Annotated in this window: 15 protein-coding genes; 4 read left to right on the forward strand and 11 right to left on the reverse strand. The window is 71.4% G+C overall.

What is annotated here, in order from left to right; translation table 11 throughout:
• Positions 1-2 precede the first annotated feature (2 nt).
• The 6 genes from ACFVTR_RS12070 to rpsB all read right to left on the reverse strand — a co-directional run bounded on the left by ACFVTR_RS12070 (position 3) and on the right by rpsB (position 4,832).
• The gene (locus tag ACFVTR_RS12070; protein ID WP_376945698.1) at positions 3-557 is read right to left on the reverse strand and encodes a DivIVA domain-containing protein; all 555 of its coding nucleotides are present in this window, start codon (positions 555-557) and stop codon (positions 3-5) included.
• A gap of 20 nt (positions 558-577) precedes the next feature.
• Entirely contained in the window at positions 578-1,558 is a 981-nt protein-coding gene (locus tag ACFVTR_RS12075; RefSeq protein WP_387037559.1) for a phosphatidate cytidylyltransferase, read from the reverse strand.
• Between the two features lie 9 nt (positions 1,559-1,567).
• Positions 1,568-2,122 carry a ribosome recycling factor gene (frr, locus tag ACFVTR_RS12080; RefSeq protein WP_157424035.1) on the reverse strand — a complete coding sequence of 185 codons (555 nt, stop codon included), beginning with the start codon at positions 2,120-2,122 and terminating at the stop codon, positions 1,568-1,570.
• 33 nt (positions 2,123-2,155) lie between these two features.
• A complete protein-coding gene (gene pyrH, locus ACFVTR_RS12085) occupies positions 2,156-2,887 on the reverse strand; it encodes a UMP kinase (protein ID WP_376945702.1) in 732 nt (243 codons plus the stop codon).
• 173 nt (positions 2,888-3,060) lie between these two features.
• The gene (gene tsf, locus ACFVTR_RS12090) at positions 3,061-3,885 is read right to left on the reverse strand and encodes a translation elongation factor Ts (RefSeq protein ID WP_387037561.1); all 825 of its coding nucleotides are present in this window, start codon (positions 3,883-3,885) and stop codon (positions 3,061-3,063) included.
• A gap of 23 nt (positions 3,886-3,908) precedes the next feature.
• Positions 3,909-4,832: a 30S ribosomal protein S2 gene (gene rpsB / locus ACFVTR_RS12095; RefSeq protein WP_387037563.1), complete on the reverse strand. Its 924-nt coding sequence runs from the start codon at positions 4,830-4,832 to the stop codon at positions 3,909-3,911.
• A gap of 270 nt (positions 4,833-5,102) precedes the next feature.
• Here rpsB and ACFVTR_RS12100 point away from each other — a divergent pair, with 270 nt between their 5' ends.
• Positions 5,103-5,690, forward strand: a complete 588-nt coding sequence (locus tag ACFVTR_RS12100; protein WP_387037564.1) for a murein hydrolase activator EnvC family protein — start codon at positions 5,103-5,105, stop codon at positions 5,688-5,690.
• A 9-nt stretch (positions 5,691-5,699) separates the two neighbouring features.
• On the opposite strand, the gene ACFVTR_RS12105 is transcribed toward ACFVTR_RS12100, so the two are convergent.
• Both ACFVTR_RS12105 and ACFVTR_RS12110 read right to left on the reverse strand, forming a co-directional pair.
• Positions 5,700-6,674: a tyrosine-type recombinase/integrase gene (locus ACFVTR_RS12105; RefSeq protein ID WP_387037566.1), complete on the reverse strand. Its 975-nt coding sequence runs from the start codon at positions 6,672-6,674 to the stop codon at positions 5,700-5,702.
• Positions 6,671-7,582: a metallophosphoesterase gene (locus ACFVTR_RS12110; protein WP_387037568.1), complete on the reverse strand. Its 912-nt coding sequence runs from the start codon at positions 7,580-7,582 to the stop codon at positions 6,671-6,673. The genes ACFVTR_RS12105 and ACFVTR_RS12110 overlap by 4 nt, the downstream gene beginning before the upstream one ends.
• Positions 7,583-7,757: 175 nt before the next feature.
• Between ACFVTR_RS12110 and ACFVTR_RS12115 the strand changes: the two genes are divergently transcribed.
• Genes ACFVTR_RS12115 through dprA form a run of 3 tightly spaced genes read left to right on the forward strand, consistent with a single transcriptional unit; the run spans position 7,758 to position 10,902 of the window.
• The gene (locus ACFVTR_RS12115) at positions 7,758-8,114 is read left to right on the forward strand and encodes a YraN family protein (RefSeq protein WP_387037570.1); all 357 of its coding nucleotides are present in this window, start codon (positions 7,758-7,760) and stop codon (positions 8,112-8,114) included.
• Entirely contained in the window at positions 8,114-9,646 is a 1,533-nt protein-coding gene (locus tag ACFVTR_RS12120) for a YifB family Mg chelatase-like AAA ATPase (protein WP_387037572.1), read from the forward strand. The genes ACFVTR_RS12115 and ACFVTR_RS12120 overlap by 1 nt, the downstream gene beginning before the upstream one ends.
• Positions 9,643-10,902 (forward strand): DNA-processing protein DprA, encoded by a 1,260-nt coding sequence (dprA, locus tag ACFVTR_RS12125; RefSeq protein ID WP_387037574.1) that lies wholly within the window; start codon positions 9,643-9,645, stop codon positions 10,900-10,902. Before ACFVTR_RS12120 ends, dprA begins: the two co-directional genes overlap by 4 nt.
• Positions 10,903-10,931: 29 nt before the next feature.
• Here dprA and ACFVTR_RS12130 read toward each other — a convergent pair whose 3' ends face one another.
• The 3 genes from ACFVTR_RS12130 to lepB are packed head-to-tail and all read right to left on the reverse strand — an operon-like array spanning position 10,932 to position 12,703.
• Positions 10,932-11,255, reverse strand: a complete 324-nt coding sequence (locus tag ACFVTR_RS12130; RefSeq protein WP_157424026.1) for a DUF2469 family protein — start codon at positions 11,253-11,255, stop codon at positions 10,932-10,934.
• Positions 11,256-11,261: 6 nt separating this feature from the next.
• Positions 11,262-11,954: a ribonuclease HII gene (locus tag ACFVTR_RS12135; RefSeq protein WP_387037575.1), complete on the reverse strand. Its 693-nt coding sequence runs from the start codon at positions 11,952-11,954 to the stop codon at positions 11,262-11,264.
• The gene (lepB, locus tag ACFVTR_RS12140) at positions 11,954-12,703 is read right to left on the reverse strand and encodes a signal peptidase I (protein WP_387037576.1); all 750 of its coding nucleotides are present in this window, start codon (positions 12,701-12,703) and stop codon (positions 11,954-11,956) included. Before lepB ends, ACFVTR_RS12135 begins: the two co-directional genes overlap by 1 nt.
• Between the last annotated feature and the right edge of the window lie 15 nt (positions 12,704-12,718).

Raw genomic sequence — 12,718 nt, forward strand, 5'->3', positions numbered from 1 at the left:
GGTCATCGGACGGCGAGCATCACGTCGACGACAGCGTCGAGCACGAGGTCGACCTGGGACTCGCGGTAGCCGCCGCGCTGGGTCGCGAAGACCACCGAGCGGACGTCCTCGACGGAGATCGGCCAGCCGTCGCGGAAGTAGCGCGTCAACCGATCGGTGAAGCGGTCGACCTCGCGCACGCTGTACCCGAGCACGAGCGGATTCATCCGCTCGAACCGCTCGCCCTCGGGGCGTGCGAGCCGGTTGGAGACGACCTGCGCCGTCATGCGCGCCTCGCGCAGCCACGCCTCGTCGCCGTGGAGGCGGGCGGCCACCTGGCGCTCCTGCGCGGCGAAGGCGTCCTCGAGGCGGGCGAGCGCGGCATCGACGTGATCGGTCGAATAGCCGCGCTTCTGCATCGCGAACGCCGTGAGGCGGATCTGCTCGCTGGTCAGCGGCTCGTCGTCGGGCAGCGCGGCGCCGTCGTACGCGCGGCGCGCGCGCTGGAGGAACTCCTCGACCTGGGCGGTGTTGTAGCCGAGGCGGGGCTTACGGGCGAGCGGAAAGGTCGGATCCACCGCACCAGTATCGCGCACGCTCACCCGAAGATCCGGAACGCCACGAACGCGACCGCCGCGGACGGGAGGATCGAGTCGAGCCGGTCGAGGAAGCCGCCGTGGCCCGGCAGCCACGAGCTCATGTCCTTGATGCCGATGTCGCGCTTGATGAGGGACTCGACGAGATCGCCGAGCGTCGCGCTGAGGAAGATCGCCGCGCCGAACAGCAGCCCGAACCACCACGTGTTGCCGAGCAGGAACAGCGAGATCAGGAGCCCCGCGACGACACTCGTCGCCGCTCCCCCGGCGAAGCCCTCCCAGGTCTTCTTCGGGCTGATCACCGGCGCCATCTTGTGCTTGCCGAACATGAGCCCGAAGGCGTACGCGCCGGTGTCGGCGGCGACGGCCGCCATGATGAACGCGAGCGTCCACAGCTCGCCGCCGTCGGCCGCGGTGAGCACCACGGCGAACGTCGCGAGGAACGTCACGTAGCCCTGCACGAATGCGCCGGCCGAGAGGTCGCGCACGAGCGCGCGCCCGGTCGTGCGGCCGGGCAGGCCCTGCTCGACGAGGCGCCAGATCGTGACGACCGCGATGCCGCCGAGCACGGCGATCAACTGCGCGCCGGCGCCGCCGTAGTACGCGACCGGCACCGCCGCGACCGCCACGACGACGGTCGGGATGCGCGGCACGCGGTAGTCGGCCTTGCGCAGGGCCTGGGCGAGCTCGTAGCTCGCGAACCCGGCGATCACGACGGCGAGGAGCATGAAGAGCTCCTTGACGACGAGGAGGCTCAGCAGCACGGCGCCGCCGAACACCAGCCCGATGAGGATGGCGACGAGCAGGTTGCGCCCGGTGCGCGCGTTGATCTTCTCCTGCGCCACGTCGAACTGCGCCTTGGATGCCTCGAACTGACGCTCGAGGTCGGCCTTGCGTGCGTTCACCTGGGCGCGGAACTCGCCACGCGTGGTCCGTTCATGCCCCCCGGCGTCCGACTGGCCCTCTTCTGGGACGCCTGACATCTCGCTCCCTCAGACCTCGAGGAGTTCGGCTTCCTTGCGCTTGAGCGCCTCGTCGATCGCGTCGACGTTCGACTTGGTGATCTGCTCGAGCTCCTTCTCTCCGCGCGCCACCTCGTCGTCGCCGACCTCGCCCTTCAGCGCGTCGAGGTCGTCCTTCGCCTTGCGGCGGATGTTGCGGACGGAGACCTTCGCGTCCTCGCCCTTCGATCGGACGATCTTGACGAACTCCTTGCGGCGCTCCTCGGTGAGCTCGGGCAGCGTGACGCGGATGAGGTTGCCGTCGTTCGAGGGGTTCGCCCCGAGGTTCGGCATGTCACGGATGGCCTGCTCGATGTCCTTCATCGCGCCCTTGTCGTACGGGGTGACGACGAGCGTGCGCGCCTCGGGGTTCTGGAGCGAGGCGAGCTGCGCGAGCGGCGTGGGCGTACCGTAGTAGCTCACCATGATCTTCTGGAAGAGCTGGGGGTTCGCCCGACCCGTCCGGACGGTCGCGAAGTCGTCCTTGGCGACCTCGACCGCCTTCTGCATGCGAGTGGTGGCATCGGAAAGTACATCCGCGATCACGGGAACTCCTTACGGTTCGCTACTCGGCCCAGTCTATCGACTGGTCGGCTCCACACCGTTGCTCACCACGGTGCCGAGGTCGGCGCCCAGGATCGCAGCGGTCACATTTCCGGCGGGGGTCATGCCGAACACCTGCATCGGCATGCCGTTGTCCATGCAGAGGCTGAAGGCGGTGGAGTCGACGACCTTGAGGCCGCGCTGCAGCGCCTCCTGGTAGCTGATCCGGTCGATCTTCGTCGCGTCGGGGTTCGTGCGCGGGTCGTCGGAGTACACGCCGTCGACGCCGTTCTTCGCGACGAGCACGACCTCGGCGTCGATCTCGAGCGCACGCTGGGCGGCGACCGTGTCGGTGGAGAAGTACGGGAGACCGGCGCCCGCGCCGAAGATGACGACGCGACCCTTCTCGAGGTGGCGCTCGGCGCGGCGCGGGATGTACGGCTCGGCGACCTGCGTCATCGAGATCGCCGACTGCACGCGGGTCTCCGCACCGGCCTGCTCGAGGAAGTCCTGAAGCGCCAGCGAGTTCATCACGGTGCCGAGCATGCCCATGTAGTCGGCACGACCGCGGTCCATGCCGCGCTGGCTGAGTTCGGCGCCGCGGAAGAAGTTGCCGCCGCCGACGACGATGGCGACCTCGACGGTCTTCGCCGCGTCGGCGATCTCGCGTGCGAGGGCGCTGACCACATCGGGATTGACCCCGAGCGCTCCCCCGCCGAATGCCTCTCCTGAGAGCTTCAGCATCACTCTGCGCTTGCGTTCCGTCATCCCGCCCGTCCTTCCGGTACCCGTGTCAAAACTAGTGCTTCACCGCGTCCCGGCACAGTGCCGGGGTCGCGGCGCGCGGCCCGCGGGCGTCGAAGGACACCCGCGCGGAAGCATCCGCGCATGGAAAAGGGAGTCCGGATCGACTGAACGATCCGGACTCCCTCACCAAGGCGTTACGCCGTGGCCTTGAAGCGGGCGAACCCGGTCACGGTGAGACCGGCGTCCTCCAGCACCTTCTTGACCTGCTGCTTGTCGTCGCGGGCGTAGCCCTGCTCGAGCAGCACGATCTGCTTGAAGAAGCCGGTGAGTCGGCCGTCGACGATCTTCTCGAGCATCGCCTCGGGCTTGCCCTCGTTGCGGCTGATCTCGGTGACGATGTCGCGCTCCTTCTCGACGAGCTCGGCCGGCACGTCCTCACGAGTGAGGTACTGCGGGTCGAACATCGCGATGTGCTGCGCGACCGCGCGAGCGGTCTCGGCGTCGGCGCCCGAGTAGGCGACGACCACGCCGATCTGCGGCGGCAGGTCCTTCGAGGTCTTGTGCAGGTAGACCGCGAACTCGTCGCCCGTGAGGGTGACGGCCTTCGCGAGCTCGACCTTCTCGCCGAGGGTCGCGGCCTGCTCGTCGATGACCTCGCCGACGGTCTTGCCGTCGATGGGGGCGGCGAGCGCCGACGCGACGTCGGTGGCACCGGCCGCGGCGACCGCGTCGAGCACCTTGTCGGCGAGCGCGACGAACTTGTCGTTCTTCGCGACGAAGTCCGTCTCGCAGGCGAGCTGGATCATCGTGTAGCCGGCGGGCGACTCCTTCGCCGCGACGAGACCCTCGGTGGTCGAGCGGTCGGCGCGCTTGGCGTTGCCCTTGGCACCCTTGAGACGCAGGATCTCGGTGGCCTTCTCGAGGTCGCCGTCGGCCTCCTCGAGCGCCTTCTTGGTGTCGACCATGCCCGTGCCGAGCTGCTCGCGCAGGGTCTTGATGTCAGCGATGCTGATTGCCATGTCTGGCTGTCTCCTTCGGGGACTTATTCGGCGGGGGTGGCGGAGTCGGCCTCGGCGGCCTCTGCGCCCTCTGCGTCAGCGGCCGACTCGGTCGCGGCGACCTCGGTCGCAGCCTCGTCGACGACCTCGGCGGCCTCGACCTTGGCCTCGGCCTCGGTCTCGGCGGTCTTCTCGGTCGCGGCGCTCTGCTGGAGGAGCTCCTGCTCCCACTCGGCGAGCGGCTCGACGGCCGAGACGTTGCCGGCCTCTTCGGGCTTCTGGTGACGCTCGATGAGGCCCTCGGCCGCGGCGTCGGCGATGATGCGGGTGAGCAGGCTCACCGAGCGGATCGCGTCGTCGTTGCCCGGGATCGGGTACTGGACCTCGTCGGGGTCGCAGTTGGTGTCGAGGATGCCGATGACGGGGATGCCGAGCTTCTTGGCCTCGTCGATCGCGAGGTGCTCCTTCTTGGTGTCGACCACCCAGAGCGCCGACGGCGTCTTCGACAGGTTGCGGATGCCGCCGAGCGACTTGTGCAGCTTGTCGAGCTCGCGCTTCTTGATGAGGAGCTCCTTCTTGGTGAAGCCGCTCGTGGTGCCCTCGAAGTCGAGCTCCTCGAGCTCCTTCATGCGCGCGAGGCGCTTGGAGACCGTCTGGAAGTTGGTGAGGAGGCCGCCGAGCCAACGCTGGTTGACGTAGGGCTGGCCGACGCGGGTCGCCTGCTCGGCGATGGACTCCTGGGCCTGCTTCTTCGTGCCGACGAAGAGGATGGTGCCGCCGTGGGCGACCGTCTCGCGGACGAAGTCGTACGCCTTGTCGATGAAGGCGAGCGACTGCTGCAGGTCGATGATGTAGATGCCGGAACGCTCGGTGAAGATGAAGCGCTTCATCTTCGGGTTCCAACGGCGGGTCTGGTGCCCGAAGTGCACGCCGCTGTCGAGCAGCTGGCGAATGGTGACGACGGCCATGAGCCGTTCTCCTTCTGTTCTCAGTTGTCGCAACCGGCCGGCGGCCGGGAGCCCTGGTGCCCGGCACGGCTCCGCCGTCGCCCTGAATTCTCAGGGGTCGGACTGAATGGAGTCGGTCGCCGAATGGGCACGCGTAGTCACCTCGACACGCGAGGCGCTCTGGACACTCTACCATCGGCACTCCCCCTCCCCAACCGCACCGCTGTGGTCGCCGTCCCCATGGGGCGGCCCGGCGGCGTCGGATGCCTCGCGGCCGCCCACGATCGAGGCATGAACGGACTCCGACCCACCGATGCCCCGCAACGACGACGCACTCTCGTCTCCGTCCTCGCGGCGACGACGCTCGTGGCGGCGGTGCTCGCCGCGCTCGTCGCCGTCTCGCCCCCGGCGGCGATCGCGCTCGGCATCGCGCCGGCCGCCCCGCGCGTCGAGGCCCGCCGGGTTGCGACGGTGCAGTGGGTCTGGCCGGTGCCCGCGCCCATCCGGGTCGTCTCGCCATTCCGGGCCCCGCCGACCCCGTACACCTCCGGACACCGGGGCATCGACCTCGAGGTCGAGCCCGGCGCCCCGCTCGTCGCCGCGGAGTCGGGCGTCGTGAGCTTCGCCGGCATGGTCGCGGGCCGCGGCGTGGTCGCCGTCGATCACGGCGACGGCGTCGTGAGCGCGATCGAGCCGATCGACCCGTCGGTGGAGGAAGGCGACCCGATCGCCGCCGGCACTGCGATCGGCACCGCTTCGCGGGGCGGACACTGCGAGGGCGACTGCGTGCACTTCGGGGTCAGGGTCGACGGCGAGTACGTCTCGCCGTTCCTGTTCCTGGGGGGCCTGCCGCGCGCGGTGCTGCTGCCCTCGGGGTGACGCGTCCCGTCACGCCCGTGGGTGGGCGGTGCGGTAGCTCTCCTTCAACCGCTCGGCCGAGACGTGGGTGTAGATCTGCGTCGTGCCGAGGCTCGCGTGGCCGAGGAACTCCTGCACCGCGCGGAGGTCGGCGCCGCCGTCGAGCAGGTGCGTCGCCGCGGTGTGGCGGAATGTGTGCGGTCCGCTCGGCCCCGACCCGGGGATCTCGGCGAGCAGCCGGGCGACGAGCGCGTAGACGCTGCGGGGGCCCATCCGCGCGCCCCGCGCACCGAGGAAGCACGCGTCGCGCTCCGCTGCCGGGCGCGTCGATCGCGGTGCCGCGGTCGACGCCTCCTTGGCGGCCGCCGCCTCCACCGCCGCGAGGATCGCCGGCCGGCCGGCCTCGAGATACCGGTCGAGGGCCCGTGCGGCCGGGGCGCCGTACGGCACGACCCGCTCCTTCGACCCCTTGCCCACGACCCGCACGGTGCGACGCCGCCGATCGACGTCGCCGAGGTCGACGCCGACGAGCTCGGAGACCCGCAGCGCCGAGGCGTAGAGGAGTTCGATGATCGCGACGTCCCGGAGGTCGATCGGGTCGTTCGTCTCGACCGCCCGGGCTTCGAGCCGCGCGAGCGCCTCGTCGAGGGCGGGCGCCGCGACGACGCGCGGCAGCGCGCGCTGGGCCCGCGGCGCGCGCAGACGCGCACCGTGGTCGACCGGCACGAGTCCGCGGCGGGTCATCCATGCCGTGAACCCGCGGGCAGAGGCCGCACGACGTGCGATGGTGGCCCGCGCGAGCCCCCGCTCGGTCGCCGACCAGAGCCAGTCGCGCAGGATCGGGAGGTCGATGTCGCCCACCTCGGCGACCCCCTGCTCCTCTGCGAAGCGGAGGAGGTCGGCGAGGTCGGCGCGATACGCCGCGACCGTGTGCTCGGAGTAGCCCCGCTCGGTGCGGACGTGCGCCAGGTAGTCGTCGACGACGACGTCGAGGGGCGCGGTCATGGCGGCGGCTTGCGCGAGAACCGTTCGAGCCGTTCGGCCGGAGTCATCGCCTCGAGCTCCGCGAGGTACGCCTCGCCGAAGCTCGTGACGACCTCGTACGGGCCGACCGGCACGACCGAGGCCGCGAATGCGTCCTCGTAGAGGTGGACGAGCGAGAAGGATCGGCCGCCGTCTATGCCGACCAGCTCGCGCGGCGGCGCAGAGAGGTCCATCGTGTAGGCGGTCGCCCCGGCGACGGAGACGGGGATGCCGGCGAACACGCCGTGCGTCGCGTAGTGGAGGTGCCCGCCGAGGAAGAGCCGGACGTCGCTGCCGCGCACGACCTCGGCCAGTTCGTCCTGTCCGCGGAGCTCGAGCACGTCCATGAGTGCGAGCGGCGTCGCGATCGGCGCGTGGTGCATGGCGACGATCGTGCCGCGCGGAGCCGGCTCGGCGAGCACGCCGGCCAGCCAGTCGAGCGACCGGGCGTCGAGTTCGCCGTGGTGATAGCCCGGCACGGTGGTGTCGAGCGCGATGATCCGGAGTCCGTCGAGCTCGACGACGCGGTGCACCGGCTCCTCGGGCGCGGTGCCGCCGGACGCCTCGTCGAGCAGGCCGAGCCGGAACGCCGCGCGCTCGTCGTGGTTGCCCATGACCCAGACGAGCTCGGCTCCGGTCGCCCGCGCGAGGGGGTCGAGTGCGGCGCGGGCGCGCACATAGGCGTCGGGCTCGCCGAGGTCGGCCACGTCGCCCGTGACGACGACGGCGTCGAGCGAGGCGCCGAGCCGCTCGAGCTGCGCCGCCGTCTGGGCGAGCGCGGCGACCGTGTCGGCCGCGCCGCCGAGCGGCTCGCCTCCTGAGAGCAGATGAGTGTCGCTGACGTGGGCGATGACCGTCGTCGCCGCCGGATACCTGCCGAGTCGTTCCATCTCCCCCACCCTTCGGGCTCAGCCTACGATCCGGCACCGACAGGCGCCGGGCACCGTGCCGGGCCCGTCGACTTCTCCCTCACAGCCGATGGGATGCGCCGGCCCTCCACCGTGCGGACGCCCGGACCGGTCGCGCCACCGGCGGCGCGCGACGCTCGAGGCGGAGGTGGTCGCATTGGCCCACAACACGGAGCTCGGTCGGCACGGCGAACAACTCGCGGCCGACCACCTCGAGGCGCGCGGGATGTCGGTGATCGAGCGCAACTGGCGATGTCGGCTCGGCGAGATCGACCTCATCGCCCGCGACGGCGAGTCGGTCGTGTTCGTCGAGGTCAAGGCTCGCTCCGGTCACGGCTACGGGCATCCGTTCGAGGCGATCACGCCCCTGAAGCTCGCGCGGATGCGACGCCTCGCGCTCGCCTGGTGCGAACAGTCCGGCGCGCACCCGACCCGGATCCGCATCGACGCGATCGCGGTCACCGTGTCGCGCGACGCGCCCGCGATCATCGAGCACCTCGAAGGGGTGAGCTGATGCCGGTCGCGCGCACGGCCTCGGTCGCCCTGCTCGGCCTCACCGGTTCGATCGTCGAGGTCGAGGCCGATCTCTCCGCGCAGTTGCCGGGCGTCGTCATCATCGGCCTGCCCGACGCCGCGCTCGGCGAGGCGCGCGATCGGGTGCGCTCGGCGGCGAGCAACGCGGGCTGTCCCCTTCCGAGCCGCCGGCTCACCGTGAACCTCTCGCCGGCTGCCCTCCCCAAGCACGGCTCGGGGTTCGACCTGGCGATCGCGATCGCCTGCCTCGCAGCATCGGGCGAGCTCTCGACCGAGTCGGTCGCGCGCGTGGTCCACCTCGGTGAGCTGGGGCTCGACGGCCGTCTCCGCCCGATCGACGGCATCCTGCCGGCCGTGCTCGCGGCGGTCCGGGCGGGGCACGACCTCGTCATGGTCCCGTCGGCGAATGCCGAGGAGGCGTCGCTCGTCCCCGGCGCCCGGGTCGTCGGCGTCGCGTCGCTGCTCGACGCCGCGATCTGGCACGGCGGCGCCTTCGAGCCCCAGGTCAGCGAGCCGGTGCCCGGTCAGCCGCTCGCCGACGGCGCCCCCGAACCCGCGGGCGACCTCGCCGAGGTCGCCGGCAACAGCGACGCGGTCGAGGCGATGCTCGTCGCCGCATCCGGCGGGCACCACGTCTCCATGCTCGGGCCGCCCGGCGCCGGCAAGACGATGCTCGCCTCGCGCCTCCCGGGGCTCCTTCCCGACCTCGACGCCGACGAGGCGCTCGAGGTCGCCTCCATCCATTCGCTCGCAGGTCGCCGACCCGGCGCGCAGCTCTCGTTCAGGCCGCCGTTCGAGGCCCCGCACCACACGGCCACCGCGGCCGCCATCGTCGGTGGAGGCAGCAGGCTGATCCGGCCGGGTGCAGCGGCACGGGCGACGCACGGCGTGCTGTTCCTCGACGAGGCGCCCGAGTTCCCGAGGGCGGTCCTCGACGTGCTGCGCCAACCGATCGAGTCGGGCACGATCTCCATCCACCGGGCGAACGCCGTCGCGACCTTCCCCGCCCGATTCCAGCTCGTGCTCGCGGCGAACCCCTGCCCGTGCGGCAACCTGGGCACCGACGAGTGCACGTGCGCCCCGATCGTGCAGCGCCGCTACCTCGCTCGCCTCTCGGGGCCGCTGCTCGACCGCGTCGACCTGCAGCTGCGCGTGCCGAGGGTCACCGTCGCGGCGATGCGCATGGCCGACGGGAGCGGGGTCTCCACCGCGCAGGGACGATCGATGGTCTCGGCGGCCCGTGCCGCCGCGGCCGAGCGCCTCCGCGGCACGCCCTGGCGGACGAACGCCGAGATGCCGGGTCCGTGGCTCCGCGGAGCCGGCCGGCTGCACCCCGGAAGCCGTGCGACCAAGACGCTCGATCGGCTGCTCGAACGCGGAGGCATCACGATGCGCGGGTACGACCGGATCCTGAAGGTCGCATGGACCCTCGCCGACCTGGCCGGGAGCGCCGCGCCGGACGCGGAGCACGTCGGCCGGGCCATGTTCTTCAAGACCGGAGTCGCCTCATGAGCGCGACGAGCAGCGCGACCCTCCGCACCCTCGCCGCGTACGCCGCGTCGATCGCCTCCGTGCGAGCCGGCCACGCCTCCGACGGCGACGAGCGTCGGGCCGAGGCCGTCGCGCGGGCCGCGCTCGGATTCCTCTCCGAACCCGGCGACGGCGTGCTCGGACGCCTCGTCGCCGCCGTCGGCGCGACCGCCGTACTCGACCTCGTCGTCGCGGGCGCGGGGCCCGCCGAGTTCGCGGCCGCGCTCGGCGGACCGGGCGAGCCGCTCGCCGACTCGTCGATCGAGCAGGGGCTCTCGCGCTGGCGCCCCCGCATCGACGCGGCGGCGTTCGAGCGCTCCCTCGCGCAGGCCGCCCGCGTCGGGGCGCGTCTCCTCATGCCCGGCGATGCGGAATGGCCGGTGGGCGTCGACGATCTCGGCGCCAACGCCCCGCTCGCGCTCTGGGTGCGCGGCCGTGCCGACGCACTCGCCGGCGCGCAACCGGCCATCGCACTCGTCGGAGCCCGCGCCGCGAGCGGCTACGGCGAGCACGTGGCTGCGGACGCTTCGGCGGGGCTCGTCGATCGCGGGTTCCTGATCGTCTCGGGCGGCGCCTACGGGATCGACGGCACCGCCCACCGCGCGGCGCTCGCGAGCGACGGCATGACGGTCGCGTTCCTCGCCGGCGGCATCGATCGCTTCTATCCCTCGGGCCACGAGTCGCTGCTCACCCGCATCGTTCAGGCGGGTGCCGTCTTCTCGGAGGTCGCCTGCGGCACGGCGCCCTCGAAGTGGCGATTCCTGCAACGCAACCGGCTCATCGCGGCGGCCGGCGCCGCGACGGTCGTGATCGAGGCCGGGCTCCGCTCGGGCTCGTTGAACACCGCCGCGCACGCGGCGCAGCTCGGCCGACCGCTCGGCGCCGTCCCAGGCCCCGTCACGAGTCCGTCATCGGCCGGATGCCACCGGCTGATGCGCGAACGCGACGCGACGTGCGTCGTTGACGCGGCGCAGATGGCCGAGCTCGCCTCGGGCATGGGCGTCGGGATCGACGCGGGTCCGGCGAATCGAACGACCGCGGCGGCGGAGCCGTCGCCCGAGGCCGTCCGCCTGCTCGACGCCCTCAGCTCGAGGAGCGCCCGGTCGGTCGACGACCTCGCTCGCCGCAGCGGTCTCGCGCCGGGGCTCGTGATGTCGACGCTGGCCGAACTCGAGGTCGACAACCTCGTCGCCCGCGATCTCGACGGCGACTGGCGGCGCCGGGTGCGGCGCCGATGAGGTGGCGCTGAGAATGCGCCGGCGCTCGACTACTCGTCGAGCGCGAGCTCCTTCGGCAGCTCGAACTCACGAGTCGCGAGCTCCTCGACGTTGACGTCCTTGAACGTCAGCACGCGCACGGCCTTCACGAAGCGGTCGGCGCGGTAGACGTCCCAGACCCAGACGTCCTTCATCGTCAACTCGAAGTAGAAGTCGTGCTCGGTGTCCCGGCGCACGAGTTCGACCTCGTTGGCGAGGTAGAACCGTCGCTCGGTCTCGACCACGAACTTGAACTGCGAGACGATGTCTCGGTACTCGCGGTACAGGGCCAACTCGACCTCGCGGTCGTAGTCTTCGAACTCGTCTTCATCCATCGTCGTTCATCCTACGCCGAGGTCGAAGAGCGCCGGCGCCTCGGGGGCACGCTCGTGCAGCCAGGTGCGTCGGTGCAGGGCACTCGGTCCGTGCTCCTCGATCGCGGCGAAGTGCGCGCGGCTCGAGTAGCCCTTGTTCTCGTCCCACGAGTAGAGCGGGGTGTCGGCGTGGGCACGACGCATCCCGCCGTCGCGATGCACCTTCGCGAGCACCGAGGCCGCCGCGACCGACGCGCAGTCGCGGTCGGCCTTGATGCGGGTGCGCACCGCCACCCGACGCGCGATCGCCGGGCTCAGCCAGTCGTGGTTGCCGTCGAGGATGAGCGGCGAGCCGGCCACCTCCTCGGCGAGCTCCGACCCCGGGGCGAGCGCGGCGAAGGCGCGGGCGCCTGCGAGCCCGAGGCACGCCATGATGCCGAGCTCGTCGATCTCGGCGGCGGAGGCCTCGCCCACCGCCCAGGCACGCACCCACGCGCCGGCACGCGGCGCCATCGCGTCGCGGCGCGGCTCGGTCATGAGCTTCGAGTCGCGGAGGCCGGCCGGCATCCGTCGCACGGCGGGGTCGATGACGACGAGCCCGACCGCCACGGGGCCGGCGAGCGCCCCGCGGCCTACCTCGTCGCAGGCGAGCACGAACGGCGCCCCCTCGTCGAAGAGCTCGCGCTCGACGCGGAGGTTGGGGATCGCCTGACCGGCCATCAGCCCGTGCCTTCGTCGACGCCCTCGAAGACGGTCGGATAGTTGTCGAGCCACGCCCAGTGCGAGATCGGCCAGCTGACGACGAAGGCGCGGCCGACGACGTTGTCGATCGGCACGAACCCCTTGAGCGGCGTGTCGCCGTTGAAGCGGGAGTCCTTCGAGTTGCCCCGGTTGTCGCCCATCACCCAGAGCGCGCCCTCGGGCACCGTCTCGTCGAAGTCGACCTCCGAGACCTTCGTCTCGCCGGGCGGCAGCGCGACGTACGCCGACTCGTCGAGCGGCACGCCGTTGACGCTCATCTGACCGAGCGCGTTGCAGCAGACGACGTGGTCGCCGGGGAGCCCGATCACGCGCTTGACGAGGTGATCGTTCGAATCGGGGGCCGAGAGGCCGACGAAGGCCATGAACCAGTCGACCGCGGCGATGAGCGGCGGCTGCGGCTCCTTCACGCGGGCGGGCAGCCAACCGCCCGGGTCCTTGAAGACCACGACGTCGCCGCGGGAGATCGGCGTCACCTCGGGAACCAGCTGGTTCACGATGATGCGGTCGTCCTTCACGAGCGTCATCTCCATCGACTGCGACGGGATGAAGAACGATCTGATGAGGAATGTCTTGATGAGGAACGAAACGAGCACCGCCACCACGAAGATGACGAGCAGGTCCCTCAGGAAGAGGAGTACCCCGCGCTGCCTGCCGCGTGCCGATGCCGAACCAGCGCGATCTTCGCGCATGGTGGTGTCTTCTGTCATTTAACCGCCCGAGCT

This window comes from Agromyces sp. NPDC058126 (assembly GCF_042884595.1).
Taxonomy (GTDB): domain Bacteria; phylum Actinomycetota; class Actinomycetes; order Actinomycetales; family Microbacteriaceae; genus Agromyces.

Excerpts from the sequence above, each read along its gene's own strand:
- rpsB (WP_387037563.1), bottom strand. The coding sequence starts at position 4,832 with ATGGCCGTCGTCACCATTCGCCAGCTGCTCGACAGCGGCGTGCACTTC.
- tsf (WP_387037561.1), bottom strand. The coding sequence starts at position 3,885 with ATGGCAATCAGCATCGCTGACATCAAGACCCTGCGCGAGCAGCTCGGC.
- ACFVTR_RS12075 (WP_387037559.1), bottom strand. The coding sequence starts at position 1,558 with ATGTCAGGCGTCCCAGAAGAGGGCCAGTCGGACGCCGGGGGGCATGAA.
- pyrH (WP_376945702.1), bottom strand. The coding sequence starts at position 2,887 with ATGACGGAACGCAAGCGCAGAGTGATGCTGAAGCTCTCAGGAGAGGCA.
- ACFVTR_RS12110 (WP_387037568.1), bottom strand. The coding sequence starts at position 7,582 with ATGGAACGACTCGGCAGGTATCCGGCGGCGACGACGGTCATCGCCCAC.
- ACFVTR_RS12120 (WP_387037572.1), top strand. The coding sequence starts at position 8,114 with ATGCCGGTCGCGCGCACGGCCTCGGTCGCCCTGCTCGGCCTCACCGGT.
- lepB (WP_387037576.1), bottom strand. The coding sequence starts at position 12,703 with ATGACAGAAGACACCACCATGCGCGAAGATCGCGCTGGTTCGGCATCG.
- ACFVTR_RS12100 (WP_387037564.1), top strand. The coding sequence starts at position 5,103 with ATGAACGGACTCCGACCCACCGATGCCCCGCAACGACGACGCACTCTC.
- ACFVTR_RS12130 (WP_157424026.1), bottom strand. The coding sequence starts at position 11,255 with ATGGATGAAGACGAGTTCGAAGACTACGACCGCGAGGTCGAGTTGGCC.
- ACFVTR_RS12105 (WP_387037566.1), bottom strand. The coding sequence starts at position 6,674 with ATGACCGCGCCCCTCGACGTCGTCGTCGACGACTACCTGGCGCACGTC.
- ACFVTR_RS12135 (WP_387037575.1), bottom strand. The coding sequence starts at position 11,954 with ATGGCCGGTCAGGCGATCCCCAACCTCCGCGTCGAGCGCGAGCTCTTC.
- dprA (WP_387037574.1), top strand. The coding sequence starts at position 9,643 with ATGAGCGCGACGAGCAGCGCGACCCTCCGCACCCTCGCCGCGTACGCC.